Genomic DNA, 23,957 nt, shown 5'->3' with positions numbered 1-23,957 from the left:
GTCGTGCCGCCCGCGATGCTGCGGCCGCACCGGGGCAACCGATCCGCCCCCGGTTGAAACCGCCGCGAAGCCGGTGTATCGTGTGCGCTGCTAACGCGGGGGTCCTGCAATGCGCTCGGTCAAACAACCGGCATTGCGGGTGAGAAATACCCTTTGAACCTGATCTGGATAATGCCAGCGCAGGGAAGCGTACGGATTTCGCCGCCATCCCTCTGACGAAATCCGCCGCCTCACCAAGCCTCGTCTCCTGCTTAGCTCGAGCCCCACATTCGTCAAGGGCTCCGGGCAAGCGCCGAAGCGCCTGCCCGGCGCTCATACAGGAGATTGCATGAACGCCAATCCGAAGTTTCTGTCCGCCGACGCCCACGTCGACGCCGCCGCGGTCGCGCCGCTGCCCAATTCGCGCAAGGTCTATGTGACCGGCTCGCAGCCCGACATCCGCGTGCCGATGCGCGAGATCACGCAGTCGGACACGCCGACCGGCTTCGGCGGCGAGAAGAACCCGCCGATCTACGTGTACGACACGTCGGGCCCGTACACCGACCCGGACGCGCAGATCGACATCCGCGCGGGCCTGCCGGCGCTGCGCCAGCGCTGGATCGACACCCGCGGCGACACCGAGGCGCTGCCGGGCCTGTCGAGCCGGTACGGCCTCGAGCGCGCGGCCGATCCGGCCACCGCCGAGCTGCGTTTCCCGGGCCTGCACCGCAACCCGCGCCGCGCGCAAGCCGGCAAGAACGTCACGCAGATGCACTACGCGCGCCAGGGCATCGTCACGCCGGAGATGGAATACATCGCGATCCGCGAGAACCAGCGCCGCGCCGAATACCTGGAAAGCCTGAAGGCCAGCGGCCCGAACGGCGCGAAGCTGGCCGCGATGATGGGCCGCCAGCACCCGGGCCAGGCATTCGGTGCAAGCGCGTTCGGCGCGAACGCCCCGGCCGAGATCACGCCGGAATTCGTGCGCTCGGAAGTGGCGTGCGGCCGCGCGATCATCCCCGCGAACATCAACCACCCGGAATCGGAGCCGATGATCATCGGCCGCAACTTCCTCGTGAAGATCAACGCGAACATCGGCAACTCGGCCGTGACGTCGTCGATCGGCGAGGAAGTCGACAAGATGACGTGGGCCATCCGCTGGGGCGGCGACACGGTGATGGACCTGTCGACCGGCAAGCACATCCATGAAACGCGCGAGTGGATCATCCGCAACAGCCCGGTGCCGATCGGCACGGTGCCGATCTACCAGGCGCTGGAAAAGGTCAACGGCAAGGCCGAGGACCTGACCTGGGAAATCTTCCGCGACACGCTGATCGAGCAGGCCGAGCAAGGCGTCGACTACTTCACGATCCACGCGGGCGTGCGCCTGCAGTACGTGCCGCTCACCGCGAACCGGATGACGGGCATCGTGTCGCGCGGCGGCTCGATCATGGCGAAGTGGTGCCTCGCGCATCACAAGGAAAGCTTCCTGTACGAACACTTCGAAGAGATCTGCGAGATCATGAAGGCGTACGACGTCAGCTTCTCGCTCGGCGACGGCCTGCGCCCCGGCTCGATCTACGACGCGAACGACGAAGCGCAGCTCGGCGAGCTGAAGACGCTCGGCGAACTCACGCAGATCGCGTGGAAGCACGACGTGCAGGTGATGATCGAAGGCCCCGGCCACGTGCCGATGCAGCTGATCAAGGAGAACATGGATCTCCAGCTCGACTGGTGCAAGGAAGCGCCGTTCTACACGCTCGGGCCGCTGACCACCGACATCGCGCCGGGTTACGACCACATCACGTCGGGCATCGGCGCCGCGATGATCGGCTGGTTCGGCACCGCGATGCTGTGCTACGTGACGCCGAAGGAACACCTGGGCCTGCCGAACAAGGACGACGTGAAGGAAGGCATCATCACGTACAAGCTCGCCGCGCACGCCGCCGACCTCGCCAAGGGCCACCCGGGCGCGCAGGTGCGCGACAACGCGCTGTCGAAGGCGCGCTTCGAGTTCCGCTGGGAAGACCAGTTCAACATCGGTCTCGATCCGGACAAGGCGCGCGAATTCCACGACGAAACGCTGCCCAAGGATTCGGCGAAGGTCGCGCACTTCTGCTCGATGTGCGGCCCGCACTTCTGCTCGATGAAGATCACGCAGGACGTGCGCGAGTTCGCGGCGCAACAGGGCGTGTCGGAAACCGACGCGCTGAAGAAGGGGATGGAAGTCAAGGCGGTCGAGTTCGTCAAGACCGGCGCCGAGATCTATCACCGCCAGTAAGCGAACGTTGCGATCCGCACCGGATCGCCGCGCGCTGCACGAAGCCCGCTTTCGAGCGGGCTTTTTTGCGCATGCCGCGCGCCGGCCGGCCGGCTGGAAACAATTGATTACGAAACCGCGCGAGCCTTAACAAGTCCTTACAGCAGCGCCGCGGCACGCCGCGTAGATTGGATTCGTGCGTGGCCGCCAGCCGGTCGCGCACCCTCCCCGTTCACTACCGCAAGGACAACGATCATGAATGCGATTCGGCGTATTGGGGCATGCGCGCTCGTCGTCGCAACGGTGGCCGGCCTGTCGGCCTGCGACTCGATGACGACGCGCCAGCGCGACACGGCCATCGGCGCGGGTATCGGCGGCGTCGCCGGCGCGGCAATCGGCGGCAGCGCGCTGTCGACGCTGGGCGGCGCGGCGGCCGGCGGCATCATCGGCAACCAGGTCGGCAAGTAAGCGGCGCGCCGCGGCTTTTCGGCCGGACGGCGTTTCCGCGGCGCGGCGGCGCCGTTTTCGCATGCGGCGCCGCAACGTGGCCCGCAGCGGGCGCGGAAACGATCCGTTACCGTTTGGCACACCGTGTCATCGGGGCGCGGCCTAAGCTTGGGGTGTGTTCACGCCCTGAGCATCGGCCGATTGCCGGCTCCGCCGGAGAAACATCATGAACAGGACCTTCGTCGCCGCGGCGCTCGCCGGTGCGACACTCGCCGGCTGCTACTACCCGTACGGCTACTATCCTGGCGGCTATTACACGGCGGCGCCCGTGGCGGCGCCCGTCTACGTCGATCCAGGCCCCGCTTACTACTATCCGGCGCCGGCCTACGTGCCCGCGTACGGCGGCTACTGGGGACCGTCGGTCTCGCTCGATTTCGGCTTCGGCGGACGCGGCGGCTGGCGTCATCACTGATCGCGTGCGACTGCCTGCCCCCGATCGCAGCGGGCCGGCAACCGGCAAACTTCCCGTTTCTTGTCGTTTCATCCAAACCTGAAACGACGGCGTGCCGGCGGGGTGTAAGATGCCCTCCATCCCTTCCCCCCGCCCTCACGATCGATGTCGCCCAAGAACGCCCTGCTGCTGACCGTGCTCGCCGCCCTGTGGGGCGCGTCGTTCCTGTTTATCCGGATCGGCGTCGTCGATCTGGGCGTCGCGCCGCTGATGGCGCTGCGGGTCGGCATCGGCGCGCTGTTCCTCGCCGGCTTCGCGCTGACCCGCTTCAAACCCGCCGACCTCGGCGCCGAGCTGCGCCGTCGCGCATGGCCGCTGTTCGTCGTCGGCGCGCTGAACTCGGGCATCCCGTTCTGCCTGTTCGCGTTTGCCGAACTGACGCTGTCGGCCGGCGTGACGTCGGTGATCAATGCGACGACGCCGCTCTGGGGCGCGCTCGTCGCCTACCTGTGGCTGAAGGACAAGCTGTCGCTGCCGCGCGCGCTCGGCCTCGTGATCGGTTTCGCCGGCGTGCTCACGCTCGTCTGGAACCAGGTCGCGACCGCGCACGGCGACACCGGTGCCACGGCCACCGCGCTCGCCGCCGCCGCCGCACTCGGCGCGACGCTGCTGTACGGCATCGCGGCCAATTACACGAAGCGCAAGCTGAGCGGCGTCGATCCGCTCGTCAACGCGACCGGCAGCATGATCGGCTCCACCGTGCTGCTGCTGCCGTTCGCGATCGCCACCTGGCCGGCGGCGCCGGTGAGCGCGCACGCATGGGGCTCGGTGCTCGCCCTCGGCGTTGCGTGCACGGGCATCGCGTATTTCATCTACTTCTACCTGATCGCGCACGTCGGCCCCGCCCGCGCGATTACCGTGACGTTCGTGATTCCCGTGTTCGGACTGCTGTGGGGCGCGCTGTTCCTCGGCGAACACGTGTCGGCCGTGATGATCGAAGGCTGCGCGATCGTGCTCGTCGGCACCGCGCTCGCCACCGGCGCGATCAGGCGGATTCCCGGCCTGCGGCCGCGCAGCAACGGAGCGGCCTGACGACGATCCGGAGGCGCGCACCGCCGTCGCGCGTGAAGCGAGACGCGGCGGCCGTGCGCCGCTTCCCCGGCGCGCCGCCGGCATTCATCAGACGGCGTCCTGTCCGGGCGGCCTTCGCGGCAGCCGGAATATCCCGCCTCGCGCTCCGCCCACGCCGTGACACCATGGGCTCACGTGCGGCGACGCCCTCCGCTTCGCGGCGCGCACGCGCGCGGCCGGCCGCAGCCCGCACTGCAGCCCGTCTGGAGTTTCCCTGATACGCGAGCCGCCGCATTCCCGCTACACTGCGAACACTTACCCGCAGAAGGCGGTCACGATGTGCCTCGTCCTTTCGCGTCCGCCGGCGCGTGCGACTGCTTCGGCACGGCGGCGCGCTGTCGCCCCGCCGTTCGCGCCAGGGCGCCGTTGACATGAAGACCGCCCGCGACCTCTCGCTCGACTCCCTGCTCGAACGCCTCACGCCGACGCCAGGCGGCTGGATCGCCACCTATCGCACCACGACGCTGCGCAGCGTGTTCCAGCCGGTACTGTCGATCACGCACAAGCGGGTCGTCGGCTACGAGGCGCTGCTGCGCGTCGTCGATGCGAACGGCACGCTGATCTCGCCCGCCGCGCTGTTCGACAAGACCCGCGCCGACGCCGACGCGCTGCTGCTCGACCGGCTCGCGCGCTGCCTGCACACGGCCAACTTCGTCGCGCAGGGCATCGGCGACGGCTGGCTGTTCCTGAACGTGACGCCGCGCGTGCTCGATTCGGGCCTGGTGCAGCGCGAATTCGTCGAGGCGCTGTGCCGGCATTTCACGCTGCCGCCGAACCGCATCGTGCTGGAGGTCGTCGAGCAACCGGCGCGCGACGAAGCCGCGCTCGCCCGCACGATCGACATGATCCAGCATCGCGACTTCCTGATCGCGATCGACGATTTCGGCACGGGATTCTCGAACTTCGACCGCGTGTGGCGCACGCGGCCCGACATCGTCAAGCTCGACCGCTCGCTCGTCGAGCGCTCGACCGGGTCGACCGACGATCGCCGCATCATGCACCACCTCGTGTCGATGCTGCATCAGGCCGGCGCGATGGTGCTCGCCGAGGGCGTCGAAAGCGACGACGCACTGCAGGCGCTGATGGAAGCCGATATCGATTTCGTGCAGGGTTTCCAGTTCGGCCAGCCCGATGCATCGATCGCGCACGCGAGCGCGGCCGCCCCCGCGATGCTCGACGCCGCGTGGCAACGCTTCATCGCCCGCCGGCACACGCCGGTCGCCGCCGAGCAGCCGGGCTTCGACGCGATCGAGCGGCTGGTGCTCACCGGCGCGGCCGCGTTTTCCGCGAGCGGCAACCTGCAGGACGCCGCGCAACGCGTGTTCGCGGTGCCGGCCGCGCGCCGCGTGTTCGTCACCGACGAAACCGGCGAGCAGTTCCTGCCGTCGATCGGCGCGCACACCGACGACGGCCAGTCGGCTGCCACCCGGCTTGCGCCGCTGTTTCCGGAAACCCACAGCAACTGGTCGCGGCGCCCGTACTTCCAGCGCGCGATCGCCGCGCCCGGGCGCGTCGCGCTGATGGGCCCGCATTTCTCGCTGACCGAAGGCCGCGACTGCTACACGGCCGCCGTCGCGATCCGCGCGCAGAGCCGGCTCGTCGTGTTCTGCGTCGACTTCGTGCTCGACAGCGCCGGAACCGTGATGCGATAGCCGGCGCGGCGGCGGGCGACCAGGCGGCCGGCACGCCTGCCGCCTGCCGCCGGTTGCGGTTGCGGTTGCGCCTCCGTTCGTCAGTCGTCCACCCGCCCTCTTCCCGACTTCACCGCGCTGCGGCGCGACTTGTGCTCGAGCCGCCGTTCCTTCGATGCGCGCGTCGGCCGCGTGGCGACCCGCGCGCGCGGCGTGAACGCGACGCTGCCGATCAGCGTATCGAGCCGCTCCAGCGCGGCTTCGCGGTTCTTCTCCTGGGTGCGATATTCCTGCGACTTGATCACCACGACGCCGTCGCGCGTAATGCGCTGGTCGGACAGCGCGAGCAGCCGCTCCTTGATGACGGGTGGCAGCGACGACGCACGGATATCGAAGCGCAGGTGGATCGCGCTCGAGACCTTGTTCACGTTCTGCCCGCCCGCACCCTGTGCGCGCACGGCCGTCCATTCGACGTCGGCCGGATCGAGCGTATAGCGGATCATCATCGCGACACCTCCATGCGATGCCGGGCGAGCGCTTCGTCGACCCGGGCCGCGAGCCCGGAATCGCGCTGCGTGCGCGTCGCGACCGCTTGCGCCAGCACGCGCCGCGGCCCGATCACCTGCACGCGCGTGCGGGCTCGCGTGACGGCCGTGTACACGAGTTCGCGCGTGAGCACCCGGCTGAACGAGGCCGGCAACACGAGCGCGGCTTCGTCGAATTCCGAGCCCTGCGACTTGTGGACCGTCAGCGCGAACGCGGTTTCGTGCGGCGGCAGCGCGGCCGGCGACACCGCGCGCGCGGTGCCGTCCGCACGCCTGAACCACACGCGCAGCACACCGTGCGCGTCGGGCAACGCGATGCCGATATCGCCGTTGAACAACCCGAGCGCATAGTCGTTGCGGGTCACCATGATCGGCCGCCCGGCAAACCAGTGCGCGCCGACCGCCAGCGGCACGCGCGCCGCATGCCGCACATGCGCGGCCACGAGCGCATTGACGTGCTCCGCGCCGCGCGAGCCGTTGCGGGTCGCGCACAGGATCCGGAACCGGTTGAGCGCATCGAACAGCGGCAGCGGATCAGGCGCCGGCGCGGCCAGCGCGTCGCGCAACGCATCGAGGTAAGCGCCGAACCGGCGCGCAAGCCGCTCGACCGTCGACGATGCGAGCGTATCGCCTGCATCGTCGTGGAACGACGCGGCAGCCGCGTCGTCCGCGGGAAGCGCATCGAGTGCGGCCTGCACGTCGCCGCGGCGGATCGCGAGCGACAGCCGCCCGATCGGCGAATCGAGACCGAAGCGGTAATTGCGCTCGAGCCAGACGACGCAGTCCGCGAGCGGCGCTGGCGCGGAGGCAGGCACTTGCGTGGCGGAAGCGGCGGCAGCGGCGGCAGGGTCGCCCGGCCAGGCCGACGCGACCGACGCAAGCGCCGCGTCGCCTGCGTCGAACGGCGGCAGCTCGACGGTATCGAGCCACGCGAGTTCGTCGGCCCCGATCCACGCGGAGTCGTCGCCCGCGACGCCCGCTCCAGCCGCCTCGCCGGTTTCGGCCGGCATCGGGCCGGCGGCCGGCGGCGCCCCCGCTTCGGCCGAGGATGCTTCGTCATCCTGCGGCTCGTCGTCGAACAGCGATGCCTGTCGCGCATCGGCTTTCGGCCGCGCCGCCCGTTTGCGAACGGCTGCGACGGCAACGGCGGATGCCGGCGGAGATGCCGGGGCACGGGCCGCGGCTGCAACCGGATTCGCCGCCGGAACCGCGGCGGTTGCCGTTTCGTCCGGCACCGGCAACGCCGCGACGAACGCCGCCTCGTCGATGCCGAGCGCCTGCGCGATGCGCGTGCGCGCCGCGGCGGTAAACGCCGGCCGCGCGCTCAGCTCCGCGAACACGGCGCCCGCCTCGACCGCGGCCAGTTGATCCTTGTCGCCGAGCAGCACGAGCCGGGCGCCCGGTGCGAGCGCGTCGAGCAGATGCGCGGCGAGCGCGACGTCGATCATCGACGCCTCGTCGACGACGATCAGGTCGTACGGCAGCGGATTGTCGCGATGATGCCGGAAGCCGGCCGCCCCGCCGCCGCCCAGCAGCCGATGCAGCGTGTACGACGTGTCGGGCAGGTGCGCCGCGAGTTCGGGCGGCAGGTCGCCGGCCCGCGCATGCAGCGCTTCCTGCATCCGCTGCGCGGCCTTGCCGGTCGGCGCGGCCAGTGCGATGCGCAAACCCGGGTGAGCATCGAGCAGGCACGCCAGCACGCCGACGACGGTCGTCGTCTTGCCCGTGCCGGGGCCGCCGCTGACGATCGTCACGCGCCCCGTCAGCGCCACGATCGCCGCGACGCGCTGCCAGTCGACCTCGCCGGTCGCGGGCCCGAAGTAGCGCGCGAGGCTGTCGCGCAACCGGTCGGGCGACAGGCCGCCGTCCGGCGCCGCCGCCCCGGCCTGCGCCACGAGCGCATCGGCCAGGCGCCGCTCGTAGTCGAAATAGCGCGACAGGTACAGGTGGTCGTGCCGGTCGACGATCAGCGGCCGCTCGTCGCCGCGCGCGAGCGTGCCGAACGCGACCACGCCGCTCGCGGCAAGCGCCGCGCGCACGTCGTCGAGCGGCGCTTCGTAGCGCTGCGCGAGCGCGCCGAGCGCGACGCAGACGTGACCGCCGGCGGTCGCGCGGCTCGTTGCGAACGCGGCGCGCGCCGCCCAGCGCGCGGACGCGGCCGGCGCGCCGGCGCGGCGCGCGAGGTCGCCGATGCGACGTGCAAAGCCTTCCGCGAGCGCGATGCCGAAATCGGCCGGTTCGGGCAGCCGTGCAACGAGGCCGCCGGTAAATTCGAGCGTGTCGTCGGATGCGTTCATGCGCGGCCCCCTTCCATCATCCGGTCGAGTGCGTCGACGAGTTCGCGCGCGGGCCGCCGCGCATGCACGCCGGCCGGCTCGCCGCCGCTGCGCCAGTCGGGCCGCACGCCGCGCACGAACAGGTACAGGTAGCCCGCGATGTGCGTGTCGTAATCGTAGTCGGGAAGCCGCCCGCGCAGGTAGCGATGCAGCGCGACCGTATAGAGCAGCGCCTGCAGGTGATAGGCGTGGTCGGCCATCGCGACGTCGAGCGCGCGCGGGCCGTAGGCATCCGGCGTCGTGCCGAGATGGTTCGACTTCCAGTCGACGATCCAGAAGCGGCCGTCGTGTTCGACGATCATGTCGATGAAACCCTTGATGAAACCGGCGAGCGTGCCCGCCTCGAGTGCAACGTCCGGGTAGCCGTGCGCGACCAGCAGCCGGCGCAGCGCCGTCAGGTCGAGCGCCGGCGCCGGGAACAGGAAACCCATTTCGTCGAGCCGCTTCGCGGGATCGAGATCGGCGAGCCGCATGCCCGGCACGAGCTCGGTGCGCACGACATCGCCGACCAGCCGCGCCATCATGGCCGGCAGGCGCGGCGCGAGTTCGGGCTCGGCCTCGACCGGCCGGTCGTGCAGCGCGCCGAGCGCGGCCGCGTGCCACGAGTCGGGCTGCGTGAACCGGCTCAGTTCGAACAGGCGGTGCAGGCACTCGCCCGCCGCCGCGCCGCGCGGGAACACGAGGATGTCGTCGTCCGGCGGTTCGGGCGCCACCGTGTCGGCCAGCAGCGACGCGCCATCGGGCGTCACCTCGGCGAGCGCATCGTGATCGGGCCGCAGTTCGTCGTCCGGCACGGCCGCGACGCCCGCCTCCTCGCGCGCCATCGATGCGGTCAGCGAACTGAAGCTCGCCATCCGCCACGCATCGCGCAGCATACGCGTCGCGTGGCGTGCCGCGAGCGTCTGCGCTGCGTCGTGCCCCGCCGCGAGACGCTCGCGGCGCGCGGGCGCCGGCAGCGGCGCGACGCTCACGGGGCCGCCCGCGAGCGCGCGCCACGCCGCGTCGAGCGCGGCTTCGTCGGGCGGCTCGTCGAGCCACGCGTCGAACGGCTGGCCGGCGCCGGCGACCAGCCAGTTCAGCACGCTGCGCCGCGCCTCGCGCGTCGAGCGCGACGACAGGTACGGCCCGGCGACGACGTAGCAGCGATACACCGCGCGTGTGAGCGCCACGTAAACGAGCCGGGCGCGTTCCGCGGCCTGCTCGCGCATCGCCTGCCTTGCCGCGTGCGCGGCCGCCTCGTCGTCGCATCCGTAATGCAGCACCGCGTCGCCCGCGTCGTCGTGATACTCGCGGGCATCCGGCAACGCGGACGACGGCGGCTCGCGCAACCCGCCGTCGTTCAGGAACGGACAGAAGACGATCGCATACTCCAGGCCTTTCGACTTGTGCACGGTGACGATCTGCACGAGGTTGCGATCGGATTCGAGCCGCAACTGCGCTTCCTCGCCGCCGCCGTCGAGCCGCTGCGCGGCGAGCCAGCGCAGCGTCGGCGCGATGCCCGGCTGGGCGGACGCGCGCGCCTGCGTCAGTTCGGCCAGGTGATTGAGGTCAGTCACTCGGCGCTCACCGTCCGCGCCGGCCATCAGCCGCTCGGCGATCCGCAGCTCGCGCGTGAACGTGCGCCACATCACCGCGAACCCGCGCTCGCGCCACAACAGCCGATAGCGCGAGAAGCGCTCGACCCAGCTCATCGCGTCGGCGCCGTCGGCCGCCGACGCTTCGCGCGCCGCATCGCCGTCGCCCTGCTCCATTCGCCACAGCGCGCCGGCATCGAGGCCGAACCAGTCGGACGCGAGCGCCGCGCGCAGACGCCGCAGGTCGCCCGGCGCGTCGATCGCCGCCAGTACGCGTTCGAGCTGCTCGGCGTCGCCGGTCGAGAACACCGAGGCCTGCGCCAGCTCGACGCTGCCGATGCCCCACGTGGCCAGCACGCGTTTCACCAGGCTGCCTTGCCGGTGCGTCTGCACGAGCACCGCGATGTCGCCCGGCGACAACGGCGCGTCGCCCAGCCGCACGCGCCCCTCGCGCGCGCCGCGCATCAGCCGCGCGATCTCGGCCGCGCAGGCCTGGGCGGCCTGCGCCTGCGCGTCGCGCTTGAGCAGCGTGCCCTCGCCACCCGGCAATGCCCAGACCCGGAAGTCGCCGGCCGGGCCCGGATCGGTTTCGTCGACGAACGGCGCACGCACACGCGTGCCCGCGCGCACCGGGTAATAGTCGAGCCCGTCGAGCACGAACGCGCGCGGATTCGACATGAAGAAGCGGTTGCACGCATCGACGATTGCCGGCGTCGAGCGCTGGTTGACCGCGAGCGTATAGCACGCGCTCGCACGTGCGCGCGCGGCAAGATAGGTGTGCAGGTCGGCCGCGCGGAAGCTGTAGATCGCCTGCTTCGGATCGCCGACGAGAAACAGCGGGCCGCCCGGCGCGAAGATCCGGTCGAAGATCGCGAACTGCAGCGGGTCGGTATCCTGGAACTCGTCGATCAGGGCGGCCGGATAGCGCGCGCGCAGCGTCTGCGCGAGCCACGGGTGCGCATGCAGCGCGTGGTACAGGTTCGCGAGCAGATCGTCGAACGACACGATGCGCCGCGTGCGCTTGCGCTCGGCCAGCTCGCCCGGCGCCATGTCGAGCCAGTCGGCGATCAGCGCGAGCCAGCGCGCGCGCTGCGCGGCCTCGGCTGCCGCCACGGCCGCCTCGAGCGCGTCGGCCACGTCGAAGAATGCATGTTCGGGCGTCGCGCCGCCTTTTTTCGTCGCCTTCGCCAGCGCGGTGCGCGTGAGCTTCAGCGCCGCCTTCGGCAACGCGGCCGCCGCTTCGCCCTGCGCGAAATGCGCGGCCCACGCGTCGAGCGCATCGGCAACAGCGTCGGGCTTGTGCGAGCGCTGGTTGAGCACGGGTTGCGCCGCGTGCAACAACGCGCCGATTGCATCGCGCTCGGCCGCCCACATCCGCGCGGCCTCCGCGAAGCATTCGGCCGCGGCCGCCTCGGCGGCTTCGTCCGGCTCGGTCACGCCGTCCCAGCGCAGCGCCGCGAGCGGCTTCTTCAGCCGGCGCGCGAGCTGTGCATCGAGCGCGGCCGGGCCCGCGCCCGACTCGACCAGCCAGATCGCGAAGCCCGGCCAGCGCGCGGCGGCCGGTTCGACCCGCGTGCGCCAGAAATCCGCCGCGAGTTCGAAGCGCAGCGCCGCATCGTCGGCCTCCATGTCGAACGCGAACGGCATCGCGGCCGCGAACGGCGCTTCCTGCAGCGCGCGCTGGCAGAACGCGTGGATCGTATGGATCGCGGCCTGGTCGAATGCGCGCAGCGCGCGCCGGATCCGCTTCGCGGCGGTTTCGGGATCGAGCGCGCCGTGTTCGCCGAGCGTCGTGTCGAGCAGGCGCCCGATGAACGGATCGCCGCCGTCGTCCCCCGTGTCGAGCGCGTGCGCGAGCTGCGCGAGCCGACTGCGAATCCGCTCGTGCAGTTCGGCGGTCGCTGCCTTCGTGAAGGTCACGACGAGGATCTCGTCCGCGCCGAGGTCCTTCTCCAGCAACAGGCGCACGTACAGCGCGCAGATGTTCCAGGTCTTGCCGGTGCCCGCCGACGCCTCGATCTGGTTGACGCCGTCGAGCGGGCACGCGAACACGTCGAGTTCGAGCGCGGACTGCTGCGTCACGACACTCATGCGACCTCCTTCAGATGCTCGACGAGCGGCTCGAACACGAGCCGCGCGAGCGTGCCGAACGGCTCGTCGAGCGACGCATGCGCGCCGCGCCATGCGATCGCGATGGCCGGATCGTCGGCCTCGCTCACGACGCGCTCGTTGATCCAGACGCTCGCGGCCTTGGCCTCCCCGTCGGACACCGTCGCCCATGCGCTGCGCGGGAAAAACCGCAGCGGCATGCGCCGCCCGGCGCGAAACAGCGCGGCCAGCGGCGCGAGCCGCTCGAGCGGCGCCGCGACGGGCGTCAGCTCGAACGCGCCGCCGCTGCCGAACCACAATGTGCGGCGCGGGCCGTCCGGTTCGACCGCGCAATAGACGAGATGCGCGAGCCACGCGGACAGGTAGTCGCGCGCACTCGGCCGCGCATAGCGATAGATGATCTGCCCGGCCGGCGTCAGCCGGTTCAGCGTGCCGTGCAATTCGAGCGGTGCGCTTACCGCGTCGGCCGACAGCATCGCGTCGTCGGCGCCGAACAGCGCCTGATCCGTATCCGGCCACGCCGGCACCACGACGAGCGAGAACGGCCGACGTTCCATGCCCTCGGCCAGCGCGCGGCGCACGTTCGACGCCAGTTGCGACATCGAGCCGAGCGCCTGGTCGCGCCATACGGCGCCCGTCGCGCCGCCCGGCAATTCCGGGCTCGCGTCCGCAATGCGCAGCGCGTGATCGTGCACGGCCCCGTCGCCCGATTCGATCAGCAGCGGCAGCACGCGCTCGGCGAGCGCGTCGCTGCCGGCGAAGTCGAGCGCGAACGGCTCCGTGTCGAGCAGTTCGGCCTGCACGTCGGAGAGCACGATGCCCAGCCGTGCACGCAGCAGCGCACGCGCGGGATGCCGCCAGAAACGTTCGAACTCGCCGAATGCGACCGGCTCGACCGGTTCGACCGGCAGCGGCTGCGCGAAGAACGGCTGCTCGCGCGGAGCGTCGCGCGCCGCCTCGGCGGCCAGCAGCGACGCGAGTGTCGCGCGCTCGGCGTCATAGGAGGCGAGCCCGCTGCCGGGCTGAAAATACGCGGCCGCGAACGGTTGCAGCGGATGTTCGACGACGAACGCGCGCCGCGCGGCATCGACCGCGTCCGGCGCGGCGTCGGGCCCGGCCGTGACGAGCGCCAGGTGGTCGAGCAGTTCGTCGACGAGCGCCGCCGGCGGCAACGGCGCGTTGTCGCGGATGCTGCGGCCCGTGTACGCGATCAGCAACCGGTCGCGCGCGGCGAGCAGCAGGTCGAGGAACAGGTTGCGCTCGTCGTCGCGGCGCTGCCGGTCGCCTAGCTTCGGCAACACGGCCATCAGGTCGAATTCGTCCGCGCGCGCGAGGCTCGGCAGCACGCCGTCGTCCATCCCGAGCAGGCAGACGACGCGATACGGCAGACCGCGCAAGCTCGTCAGCGACGAGAACGTGACGCCGCCCCACGGCACCCCGCCGCGCGCCGGATCGTCGAGCGCGGCGGCCAGCCCCGCCCGGACGACGGCCGCCGGCAGCGCTTCGTCGGGTGCGCCCTCCTTCATCGCGGCCAGCATCGCGTCGAGCGCGTCGCGCACGCCCGCGAGCGCGTCCGCATGCGCGGCGCCCGAATCGAAGAAACGTGCGAGCGTGTCGGCGAAGAGTTCGCTCCAGCCGCGCGGCGTGTGCGCTTCGCCGAGTTGCCGCGCGAAGCCGTCGAGATCGTCGGTGAAGCGCGCGAGCCGGCCGAGCAGCTCGGCCTCGCTGCCGGTGGCCGCCTCGATCGGCAGCCATGCGCCGACCGGCGCCGCGCCTTCCGGCATCGCATAGCCGAGAAAAAGCCGCGCGAGCGCATCGGAGAACGTATGGCGCGGCGACGGCACGGCCGCGTCGTCGCTCGCGAGCGGCGACAGCCCGCGCCGCGCGCCGGCTGCCGCGAGCCAGGTCTGCACCGTCTCGAGCGCGGCCGCGTCGATGCCGTAGCGCGCCGCCACCGCGTCGACGCGCAACCATTCGACCAGCTCCGGCGCGCCGACATGCCGCTCCGGCAACGCGAGCCAGTCGAGCAGCACGCGCGCGACCGGGTTCGCCTGCGACGGCGGCAGGCCGGTGATCCGGTACGGCACGCGCGCGCCGCCGGCGCCGGCGGTGCCGAACACCGCGTCGATCAGCGGCCCGGCCGCCGCGAGGTCGGCCACCGCGACCAGCACGTCGGACGGCTGCAGGCTCGCGTCGGCGTCGAACCACGCGAGCAGCCGGTCGTGCAGCACCTCGAGCTGGCGCGCCAGGCTGTGACACACGTGCACCTCGATGCCGCGCTCGGCCGGCGCGCCGCCGGCTTGCGCCTCCGGCTGCAGTTCGAGGATCGCGTTCTGCACGCGCGCGAGCCAGGTCGGCGCGGGATTCTCGACGAAACGCGACGCATCGCCCGATGCGGCGCTTTCGGTCAGTTCGTGCAGCATGTGCAGTTGCGCCTGCGTCTGCCTGCCCCATTCGGCGAGCAGCGGGTGGCCGACTTCCTGGTAGTCGAGCCGGCCGGCCGCGTCGAGCGCCTCGGCATGCGCGGCGGTCACGATGTCGAACCAGAATTCGCGGCACGGGTTCAGCGCATAGACGCGCACGTCGATCCAGCGCGACAGCTCGCGCAGCAGCGCGACATGCAGCGGCGGCATGGTCGGCAGCGCGAACACGCTGACCGATTCCGGCCAGTCGGCGCGCGCGACGGTTTCAGGATCGAGGTGGCGCGCCTCGACGAGGAAACGGTGCGCGGGCGGCGTGCCGCTGTCGCTCAGTTCGGCGAGCAGCGCGCGCCACAGCGCGGCCTGCCAGCGTTCGTCGTCGCGTGCGGCATCGCCGATCCCGCGCGGCGCGGCGTCGCCCGCGAGCACCGACTCGCCGGCCTGCCACGCCGCGAGCCATTCGGGGCGATAGGTCAGGTAATGGTCGAGCACGGCCGCGACGCGGTGCGCGAGCTCGTAGCGCATCGCGTCGTCGGACGCGGACAGATACGCGGCCAGCCGCGGCGACGCGAGCCACGGCGCGCCGCCGGCCGCCTGCGCGAACAGCCGGTAGCAGCGCCACACGAGGCGGTCGGGTGCGAACGGAGAACGCACGGGCACCGTCAGCACGCGGCCGATCTGCGCCCACAGCCATTGCGCGAGATACGTGAACTCGACGTTCGCGCACACGCCGTTGCGCGCGGCGATGTCGAGCTCGAGACGGCGGCGCAGCGCCGCGCTCGGCACGATAACCTGCTGCGGCGCCCACGGCCCGTTGCGGGCCGGGAACGCGGCCAGATCCTCGAGCAGCGCGTCGGCCAGTGTCTCGTGACGGTTCGAATAGAAGAGATGGAGCATGAAGCGGGCGTCGGTACGTCGCGCCGGGCCAGCCGGGCGAACAGGAGCACCAAGGATAGCAAAGGGTCGCGGCCGCGAGAATCGGCCGGAAGGCCAGGGGTTTGGGCGCCGTGAAATACGATAGACTCGTCGCCAGTCAATACGCCGCCTCCGGGCGTCTTCGTCTGCCATTCAGCCCATCGATGCGCTATTCGGTCGAAATCAGAAAGTTTTTCTACAGCCAGTACTTTTTCGGCGGCCTGCGGATCGCGATCGGCGTCTCGCTGCCGGCCGTGCTGTGCCTGATCGTGTTCAACAACCGGGAGCTCGGCTTCACGATCTCGACCGGCGCGCTCGGCGCCTGCGTCGTCGACATGCCGGGCCCGCTCAAGTACAAGCAGAACGAAATGCTCGCGTGCAGCGTGATCGGTTTCCTCGCCGCGCTCGCAACCGGCCTCGCCACGCCGAACATCTTCGCGCTGTGGCTCACGATCGTGCCGCTCACGTTCGTGCTGTCGCTGATCGTCGTCTACGGCAACCGCTGGCCGCAGATCAGCTTCGCGACGCTGTTCATGATGGTGATGACGCTCGAGGAGAAATTCACGCCGCTGCAGGCGTTCGTCAACGCCGGCTGGATTCTCGCGGGCGGCCTCTGGTACACGTACTGGGCCACGCTCGTGTCGCAATGGCAGGCGCGCCGGATCGAGCAGCAGGCGCTCGCCGAGAGCCTGTTCGCGTGCGCCGACTACCTGCTCGCGCGCGCGCAGTTCTACGATCTCGACGCCGATCTCGACGAGTGCTACCGCAACCTGGTCGCCAAGCAGATCACCGCGGTCGAAACGCAGGAAACCGCGCGCGACATCGTGCTGCGCAACCTGCCGAAGCTGCGGCGCGGCAAGCTCGATCCCGGCCGCACGACGATGTACAACCTGTTCATCAACAGCGTCGACCTGCACGAGCTGTTCGTCGGCGCGCACACCGATTACCCGCTGGTGCGCAACACGTTCGGCGGCTCGGATCTGATCATTTTCTATCGCGACCTGATCCGCAAGGCGGCGGCCGACCTCGAGGAGATCGGCCTCGCGGTGCTCGAGAACCGCGCACCGCATTCGCGGATCAGCGTGAAGGCCGAACTGCGCGCGATCGAATACGAGATCGAGCTGATGCGCAAGAAGAACTTCGCGGCCACCAACGCGGAAGCCTATGCGGCCGTGCTCGCGACGTTCCGGCGCATCTGGAGCGCGACGCGCCTGATCGACCGGATGCGCCGCAACCTGTCCGGTCACGCCGATCCGCAGAAAACCGAACTGAAGATCGACAAGGCGCTCACGCGCTTCCTGCAGCGCCGCCGGATGTCGCCGCTGCTGATCTTCTCGAACCTGAACATGCGCTCGCCGAGCTTCCGTCACGCGCTGCGCGTGACGATCGCGGTCGCGGTCGGCTTCTGGATCGGCCGGCTGCTGCCGCTCACGAACGCCTACTGGATCGTGATGACGACCATCATCATCCTGAAGCCCGGCTATTCGCTCACCAAGCAGCGCAACGCGCAGCGGATCATCGGCACGCTGATCGGCTGCGCGGCGAGCATCGCGCTGATCTACACCGTGAAGGAGCCGCACCTGCTGATCGCGATCATGTTCGGGTCGATGGTGATGAGCTACAGCCTGCTGCTGTTCAACTACGCGGCGAGCGTCGTGTTCACGTCGTCGTACGTGCTGCTGATGTTCCACCTGCTCGCGCCGGGCAGCATGCGGATCATCGGCGAGCGCGCGATCGACACCGTGGTCGGCTGCATGATCGCGATCGCCGCGAGCCGGTTGTTCCCGTACTGGGAATACCGGCTGATGGGCAAGCAGGTCGCCGACATGCTCACCGCCACGCGCAAGTATTTCGAGGCCGTCTGGCGTGCCGGGCGTGGCGCGTCGCCGCCGCCCGTGCCGGCCGCCGACGGCGCGGCCGTCGTGCCCGGGGTGGCCGCGGCGGTCGAAACCCCGGCCGCGACGCTCGACGACGACTACCGCTACCGCCTCGCGCGCAAGGACGTGCACATCGCGTTCGCGAACCTCGGCCAAGCATTCCAGCGCATGATGATCGAGCCGAAGGCGCACCAGCGCTTCGTGCCGGAACTGAACGACCTGCTCGTGCAGACGCACGTGCTCGGCGCGCAGATCACGGCCGCCGCCCCGCTGATCCGCAACGCATGCTCGGCCGACGACAGCCTCGTCCACGACGACGCGCTGCACCGCGGCCTCGCGGCGGTACTCGATAATCTCGAAAAAGCGGAGGCCGGCGAGCCGCCGCCCGCCCACCAGCTCGAGGCAAGCAAGCAGATCACGCGCGATCTCGATGCCATGGTCGTGTCCGCGGAACGGTCGGACGCGGTGGGCGCCGAGCTCACGCACGACCTGAAAGTGCTCGCGCACCAGTGCAAGCAGATGCTCGCGTCGTCGTTGCTGATCCGCAAGGACGCCAGCGTGATCCGCCTGCCCGCCTGAGCGCGGCCAGACCCGGCCGGCGGCCGCCCGCGCATGCAGCGCAGCGGCCCCGGCGCCCCTGATCCAGTCCCCCGAAGCATGATCCGCCCGCTCCACGCGACACGCCCGCCCGTCGCGCGCTCGCCCGGCCCCCTGTTGCGTCCGTTGCGCCAGTCAGGGAATACCCGATTCCGGCCGACCGGCCCGGCTTGTTATCATTTGTTCATATTTAAGTTGTATAGACAACTTGAGCCAGTCGGGCCGGCTTCGGTCGCCCGATCCGCCGCATAACGATATCGGAGACTCGATGAAAAACTTGCAGCGCCACCTGAGCGCGCGGCACATCCGCTTCCTCGCGCTGGGTTCGGCAATCGGCACGGGCCTGTTCTACGGCTCGGCGTCCGCGATCCAGCTCGCCGGCCCGGCCGTGATCCTCGCCTACCTCCTCGGCGGCGCGGCCGTCTACATGGTGATGCGCGCACTCGGCGAGATGGCCGTGCGCGATCCCGTCGCCGGCTCGTTCGGCCACTATGCGACCGAGAACCTCGGCCCGTTCGCGGGCTTCGTCACCGGCTGGACCTATACGCTCGAAATGGTGATCGTCGCGATCGCCGACATCACCGCGTTCGGCATCTACATGGGCTTCTGGTTTCCCGATGTCCCGCAATGGATCTGGGTGCTCGGCGTCGTCGCGATCATCTGCGGGCTGAACCTGTGCCACGTGAAGGTGTTCGGCGAACTCGAATTCTGGCTGTCGATCATCAAGGTCGGCGCGATCGTCGCGATGATCGGCGGCGGCGTCGCGATCCTGCTGAGCGGCATGCACTTCGGCCATTCGGCCGACGCGCCGACGTTCGCGAACCTGTGGAACCACGGCGGCTTCCTGCCGAACGGGATCGGCGGGCTGATCGCGTCGCTGTCGGTCGTGATCTTCGCGTACGGCGGCATCGAGGTGATCGGGATGAGCGCCGGCGAGGCGAAGGACCCGGAGCGCGTGATTCCGCGCGCGATCAACGCGGTGCCCGCGCGGATCCTGCTGTTCTATGTACTGACGATGGTCGTGCTGATGTCGATCAGCCCGTGGACGGGCGTCGGCAGCGACGGCAGCCCTTTCGTGCAGATCTTCTCCGCGCTCGGCGTGAAGTCGGCCGCGACGATCCTCAACCTGGTCGTGATCAGCGCGGCGATCTCGGCCATCAACAGCGACATCTTCGGCGCGGGCCGGATGATGTTCGGGATGGCGCGGCAGGGCCAGGCGCCGCGCGTGCTGATGACGACCTCGCGGCACGGGGTGCCGTGGGTCACCGTGCTCGTGATGGCGGTCGCGCTGCTCGTCGGCGTGCTGCTCAACTACCTGATGCCGAAGGACGTGTTCCTGATGGTCGCGGCGATCGCGACGTTCGCGACCGTGTGGGTCTGGCTGATGATCCTGCTGTCGCAGGTCGCGATGCGCCGCCGCCTGTCGAACGCCGAAATCGCGGCGCTGAAGTTCAAGGTGCCGATGTGGCCGGTCGCACCGGCGCTGACGATCGCGTTCATGGGCTTCGTGATCGTGATGCTCGGCTGGTTCGAGGACACGCGCGTCGCGCTGTACGTCGGCGCGGCCTGGCTCGCGCTGCTCGCGGCGGTGTTCTACGCACGGATCCGCCCGAAGTTCGCACCTGCGTCACGTTGACGCACGGCTGATCCCCCTGCGCGGCGCGCCCGCGCGGGCGCCCGTCCGTTGCACGGCTTCGCCCGGCGCCTGCCGTGCCGGAAGCCGCCCCCTCTCCCACCTGCCGCACGCGCCGTGCGCGGCCCGACCGGGCCGCGACCGGTGCGTCAGTGCGATGCGGCGCTCGCGGCCTCGGCCGGATGGGCCTCGTCGTACGCGTGCTTCTGCGAAATCGCGTTGTACAGGATCGTCCCGATCACGAGCAGGACGGCGACGACGATCAGGATACTCACGTTGCGGACTGGGTTCTTCTTGCGCTGATCGTTCATGGTCGGGGCGGTTCCGTCAAATTCGTCGAAGCCGGCATTCTACGCGCTTGCGCCCCCGCCGCGACGCGCCGTTTCCCCTCGCCTTCCCGTCTTCCGCGCCTGCCGGCGCGCGCTTTCATTTGATAACCATTCCCATTTCGATCTAGAATCCGGAATCTTTCATTTTGTAATGTTTCGGGTTGCCTGAGCGGCAGGTGCGCCCCGGAACGCTCCCATCGTCCACTGCCGCTCCGGAGTCTTCATGTCGAATCCGCGCACCCGCCTGTTGCCGCTTGCCGGCGCCCTCGCCCTTGCCGCGGCCGCATTCGCGCCGCCGGCCCAGGCAGCCGAGGAAGTGAGCCTGTACACCACCCGCGAGCCGAAGCTGATCCAGCCGCTCATCGACGCGTTCACGAAGCAGAGCGGCGTCAAGGTCAACACGGTGTTCGTGAAGGATGGCCTGCTCGAACGCGTGAAAGCGGAAGGCGCGCAGTCGCCGGCCGACGTGCTGATGACGGTCGACGTCGGCAACCTGCTCGATCTCGTCGACGGCGGCCTGTCGCAGCCGGTGCGCTCGAAGGTGCTCGACGACGCGATTCCCGCGAACCTGCGCGGCGCGAACGGCGACTGGTACGCGCTGTCGCTGCGCGACCGCGTGCTGTACGTCGAAAAGGACCTGAAGGTCGACACGTTCCGCTACGAGGATCTCGCCGATCCGAAATGGAAGGGTAAGGTCTGCATCCGCTCGGGCCAGCATCCGTACAACACGGCGCTCGTCGCGGCGATGATCGCGCACGACGGCGAAGCCGCGACCGAGAAGTGGCTGCGCGGCGTGAAGGCGAACCTCGCGCGCAAGGCGACGGGCGGCGACCGCGACGTCGCGCGCGACATCCTCGGCGGCATCTGCGACGTCGGCCTCGCGAACGCGTATTACGTCGGCCACATGAAGCATGCGGAGCCCGGCAGCGATGCGCGCAAGTGGGGCGACGCGATCAAGGTCGTCCGGCCGACGTTCGCGAACGCGAAGAGCGGCGGCACGCACGTCAACATCAGCGGCGCGACGGTCGCGAAGTACGCGCCGAACAAGGCCAACGCGGTGAAACTGCTCGAATACCTCGTATCGCCGGAAGCGCAGGCACTGTATGCGCAGGCGAACTACGAATACCCGGTACGCGCGAACGTGAAGCTCGACCCGGTGATCGCGGGCTTCGGTGTGCTGAAGATCGATCCGCTGCCGCTGACCGACATCGCGAAGCATCGCAAGCAGGCCAGCCAGCTCGTCGACAAGGTCGGTTTTGACAACTGACGCGTCGCCCGCCGGCGCGCATCGCGTCCCGTTCCGGCCGCGCCTGCGGCCGCGCGCGGACAGCCTGTGGCTGCTCGCCGCGCTGGCGATCGCCGCGGCGGTCGCGGCGCCGCTCGCGGTGCTCGTGGCCGCCGCGCTCGGCGCCGATCTCGCGCACTGGCGCCATCTCGCCGAATTCGTGCTGCCGCGGGCGCTCGTCAATACATTGCTGCTGCTCGCGGGCGTAGGCGCGATCGTGTCGATCGTCGGCACGGGCTGCGCATGGCTCGTGACCGCCTACGACTTCCCGGGCCGGCGGATGCTTACGTGGGCGCTGCTGCTGCCGCTGGCGGTGCCCACCTACATCGTCGCGTTCGCCTATCTCGACCTGCTGCACCCGATCGGCCCCGTGCAGGGCGCGATCCGCTGGCTGCTCGGCTTCGACAGCCCGCGCCAGTTCCGCCTGCCCGACCTGCGCTCGCTGCCCGGCGCGATCTTCGTGCTGGGCTTCGTGCTGTATCCGTATGTGTACCTGAGCACGCGCGCGATGTTCGTCACGCAGTCGGCAAGCCTGCTCGAAGCCGCGCGCACGCTCGGCGCGGGACGCATCGCGACGTTCTGGCGCGTCGTGGTGCCGCTCGCGCGGCCCGCGATCGCGGTCGGCGTGAGTCTCGCGCTGCTCGAGACGCTGAACGACATCGGCGCGTCGGAATTCCTCGGGGTACAGACGCTCACCGTGTCCGTCTACACGACCTGGATCACGCGCTCCGATCTCGCCGGCGCCGCGCAGATCGCGCTCGCGATGCTCGCGATCGTCGTCGGCATGATCGTGCTCGAACGCTACGGGCGGCGCCGCCAGCGCTACGCGCACGGCCGGCGCATGCGGCCGATCTCACCGCGCCGCCTGAACGGCGCGGCCGCCTGGGGCGCCGCCGCGCTCGGCTGGCTGCCCGTGCTGCTCGGCTTCGGCGCGCCGGCCGCGTACCTCGCGGTGGAAACGGCCACGCGGCTGCATCTGGTCGGCGGCGTGTCCGCCCAACTGATGACGGGGCTCGCGAACACGCTGACGATCGCCGCAGCCGCCACCGCCGCGACGCTCGCCTGCGGGCTCGTCGTTGCCTGGGCCGCGCGCGCGCAACGCGACAGCGCCCATGCGGGCCCGGGCCGCGCGTGCGCGCGGATCGCGAGCCTCGGCTACGCGGTGCCGGGCACCGTGCTGGCGATCGGCCTGCTGATCCCGTTCACCGCGGCCGACCGGCTGTTCGGCGCCGCGCTCGATCGCGACGGGCTGCTGCTGATGGGTTCGGCGGCCGCGCTCGTGATCGCCTATACCGTGCGCTTTCTCGCGATCCCGGCCGGCAGCATCGAGGCCGGCCTCGCGCGCATTCCGCCGTCGCTCGAACAGGCGTCGCGCTCGCTCGGCGAAACGGCCGGCGGCACGCTGCGCCGAGTGCACCTGCCGCTGCTGCGGCCCGCGCTCACGACGAGCGCGCTGCTGGTGTTCGTCGATGCGATGAAGGAATTGCCGGCGACGCTGCTGCTGCGGCCGCTGAACTTCGACACGCTCGCGACCTGGCTGTATGCGGAAGCCGCGCGCGGCACCTACGAGGAAGGCGCGGTCGCCGCGCTCGCGATCGTGCTCGCCGGGCTCGTGCCCGTGATCCTGCTCGCGCGCACCCGCCACCAGATCGGAACCTGAACCCGTGAACCTGCTCGAACTCGACGACCTCTGCCTCGCCTACGACACGCCGCACGGCCGCCGCACGGTGGTCGACGGGCTGAGTCTCGCGCTGCCGCGCGGCGACATCGGCTGCCTGCTCGGCGCGTCGGGCTGCGGCAAGACCACCGTGCTGCGCGCGATCGCCGGCTTCGAACCGGTGCGCATGGGGCGCATCATGCTGGACGGCTCGCCCGTCGCCGCGCCGTCGCTCGACGTGCCGCCCGAACGCCGGCGCATCGGCATGATGTTCCAGGATTACGCGCTGTTTCCGCACCTGAGCACGGCCGACAACGTCGCGTTCGGTCTGCGGCGCAAGCCGAAGGCCGAACGGCGCCGGCGGGTTGTGGAGATGCTCGCGCTCGTCGGCCTGGCCGATTCCGGCGATGCGTTTCCGCACGAGCTGTCGGGCGGCCAGCAGCAGCGCGTCGCACTGGCCCGCGCGCTCGCGCCGTCGCCGGAGCTGCTGTTGCTCGACGAGCCGTTCTCGAACCTCGACGTCGATACGCGCGAGCGGCTCGCGTTCGAACTGCGCGACATCCTGAAACGCACCGGTCACACGGCGATCCTCGTCACGCACAACCAGGCCGAGGCATTCGCGATCGCCGACCGGATCGGCGTGATGAAGGATGGCCGGCTCGCGCAATGGGATACGCCGTATGCGCTGCACCACCACCCGGCCAGCCCGTTCGTCGCGGATTTCGTGCGCCGCGACGCGCTGGCCGACGAACGCGCGCGCGCACTGGCGCGCGGCCGCTGA

The 23,957-nt window shown here is 70.4% G+C and carries 15 protein-coding genes and 1 riboswitch; of the genes, 10 read left to right on the top strand and 5 right to left on the bottom strand.

Going from position 1 to position 23,957, the window contains the following annotated elements:
- Window positions 1-87 precede the first annotated feature (87 nt).
- Window positions 88-204: riboswitch (TPP riboswitch) on the top strand.
- 124 nt (window positions 205-328) lie between these two features.
- The 5 genes from thiC (at window position 329) to GQ57_RS10700 (ending at window position 5,920) form a co-directional block, all read left to right on the top strand.
- Window positions 329-2,260, top strand: a complete 1,932-nt coding sequence (thiC, locus tag GQ57_RS10720; RefSeq protein WP_034197855.1) for a phosphomethylpyrimidine synthase ThiC — start codon at window positions 329-331, stop codon at window positions 2,258-2,260.
- 234 nt (window positions 2,261-2,494) lie between these two features.
- Entirely contained in the window at window positions 2,495-2,707 is a 213-nt protein-coding gene (locus GQ57_RS10715; protein WP_031401862.1) for a glycine zipper 2TM domain-containing protein, read from the top strand.
- Between the two features lie 205 nt (window positions 2,708-2,912).
- Window positions 2,913-3,158 carry a hypothetical protein gene (locus GQ57_RS10710; RefSeq protein ID WP_031401861.1) on the top strand — a complete coding sequence of 82 codons (246 nt, stop codon included), beginning with the start codon at window positions 2,913-2,915 and terminating at the stop codon, window positions 3,156-3,158.
- 144 nt (window positions 3,159-3,302) lie between these two features.
- Entirely contained in the window at window positions 3,303-4,229 is a 927-nt protein-coding gene (locus tag GQ57_RS10705) for a DMT family transporter (protein ID WP_031401860.1), read from the top strand.
- A gap of 410 nt (window positions 4,230-4,639) precedes the next feature.
- Window positions 4,640-5,920 carry a sensor domain-containing phosphodiesterase gene (locus GQ57_RS10700; protein WP_031401859.1) on the top strand — a complete coding sequence of 427 codons (1,281 nt, stop codon included), beginning with the start codon at window positions 4,640-4,642 and terminating at the stop codon, window positions 5,918-5,920.
- 80 nt (window positions 5,921-6,000) lie between these two features.
- Here GQ57_RS10700 and arfB read toward each other — a convergent pair whose 3' ends face one another.
- From arfB to recC, 4 genes are read right to left on the bottom strand one after another with little or no spacing between them, the layout of a single operon-like run.
- A complete protein-coding gene (gene arfB, locus GQ57_RS10695) occupies window positions 6,001-6,405 on the bottom strand; it encodes an alternative ribosome rescue aminoacyl-tRNA hydrolase ArfB (protein WP_034197854.1) in 405 nt (134 codons plus the stop codon).
- Entirely contained in the window at window positions 6,402-8,741 is a 2,340-nt protein-coding gene (locus tag GQ57_RS10690) for an AAA family ATPase (RefSeq protein ID WP_034197853.1), read from the bottom strand. Before GQ57_RS10690 ends, arfB begins: the two co-directional genes overlap by 4 nt.
- Window positions 8,738-12,445, bottom strand: coding sequence for an exodeoxyribonuclease V subunit beta (gene recB, locus GQ57_RS10685; protein ID WP_034197852.1), 3,708 nt, complete (start codon window positions 12,443-12,445; stop codon window positions 8,738-8,740). Before recB ends, GQ57_RS10690 begins: the two co-directional genes overlap by 4 nt.
- Window positions 12,442-15,780 carry an exodeoxyribonuclease V subunit gamma gene (recC, locus tag GQ57_RS10680; protein WP_034197851.1) on the bottom strand — a complete coding sequence of 1,113 codons (3,339 nt, stop codon included), beginning with the start codon at window positions 15,778-15,780 and terminating at the stop codon, window positions 12,442-12,444. Before recC ends, recB begins: the two co-directional genes overlap by 4 nt.
- Window positions 15,781-15,962: 182 nt before the next feature.
- On the opposite strand from recC, the gene GQ57_RS10675 reads away from it, so the two are divergent.
- Together GQ57_RS10675 and GQ57_RS10670 are read left to right on the top strand one after the other, a co-directional pair.
- On the top strand, window positions 15,963-18,254 hold the full coding sequence (locus GQ57_RS10675; RefSeq protein ID WP_034197850.1) for an FUSC family protein: 2,292 nt from the start codon (window positions 15,963-15,965) through the stop codon (window positions 18,252-18,254).
- 286 nt (window positions 18,255-18,540) lie between these two features.
- Window positions 18,541-19,908 carry an amino acid permease gene (locus tag GQ57_RS10670; protein WP_031401853.1) on the top strand — a complete coding sequence of 456 codons (1,368 nt, stop codon included), beginning with the start codon at window positions 18,541-18,543 and terminating at the stop codon, window positions 19,906-19,908.
- Between the two features lie 146 nt (window positions 19,909-20,054).
- On the opposite strand, the gene GQ57_RS41535 is transcribed toward GQ57_RS10670, so the two are convergent.
- Window positions 20,055-20,216 carry a hypothetical protein gene (locus GQ57_RS41535; RefSeq protein WP_006476417.1) on the bottom strand — a complete coding sequence of 54 codons (162 nt, stop codon included), beginning with the start codon at window positions 20,214-20,216 and terminating at the stop codon, window positions 20,055-20,057.
- Between the two features lie 241 nt (window positions 20,217-20,457).
- Here GQ57_RS41535 and GQ57_RS10665 point away from each other — a divergent pair, with 241 nt between their 5' ends.
- Genes GQ57_RS10665 through GQ57_RS10655 form a run of 3 tightly spaced genes read left to right on the top strand, consistent with a single transcriptional unit; the run spans window position 20,458 to window position 23,957 of the window.
- On the top strand, window positions 20,458-21,501 hold the full coding sequence (locus tag GQ57_RS10665; RefSeq protein ID WP_034197849.1) for a Fe(3+) ABC transporter substrate-binding protein: 1,044 nt from the start codon (window positions 20,458-20,460) through the stop codon (window positions 21,499-21,501).
- Entirely contained in the window at window positions 21,491-23,179 is a 1,689-nt protein-coding gene (locus GQ57_RS10660) for an ABC transporter permease (RefSeq protein ID WP_034197848.1), read from the top strand. The genes GQ57_RS10665 and GQ57_RS10660 overlap by 11 nt, the downstream gene beginning before the upstream one ends.
- Before the next feature lie 4 nt (window positions 23,180-23,183).
- Window positions 23,184-23,957, top strand: coding sequence for an ABC transporter ATP-binding protein (locus tag GQ57_RS10655; RefSeq protein WP_034197847.1), 774 nt, complete (start codon window positions 23,184-23,186; stop codon window positions 23,955-23,957).

The sequence above is a fragment of the Burkholderia sp. MSh2 genome (assembly GCF_000731655.1).
In the GTDB taxonomy this organism is placed as follows: domain Bacteria; phylum Pseudomonadota; class Gammaproteobacteria; order Burkholderiales; family Burkholderiaceae; genus Burkholderia; species Burkholderia paludis.
Note: the sequence above shows the minus strand (reverse complement) of the source record. Positions and strands in the feature narration are given on the sequence as shown.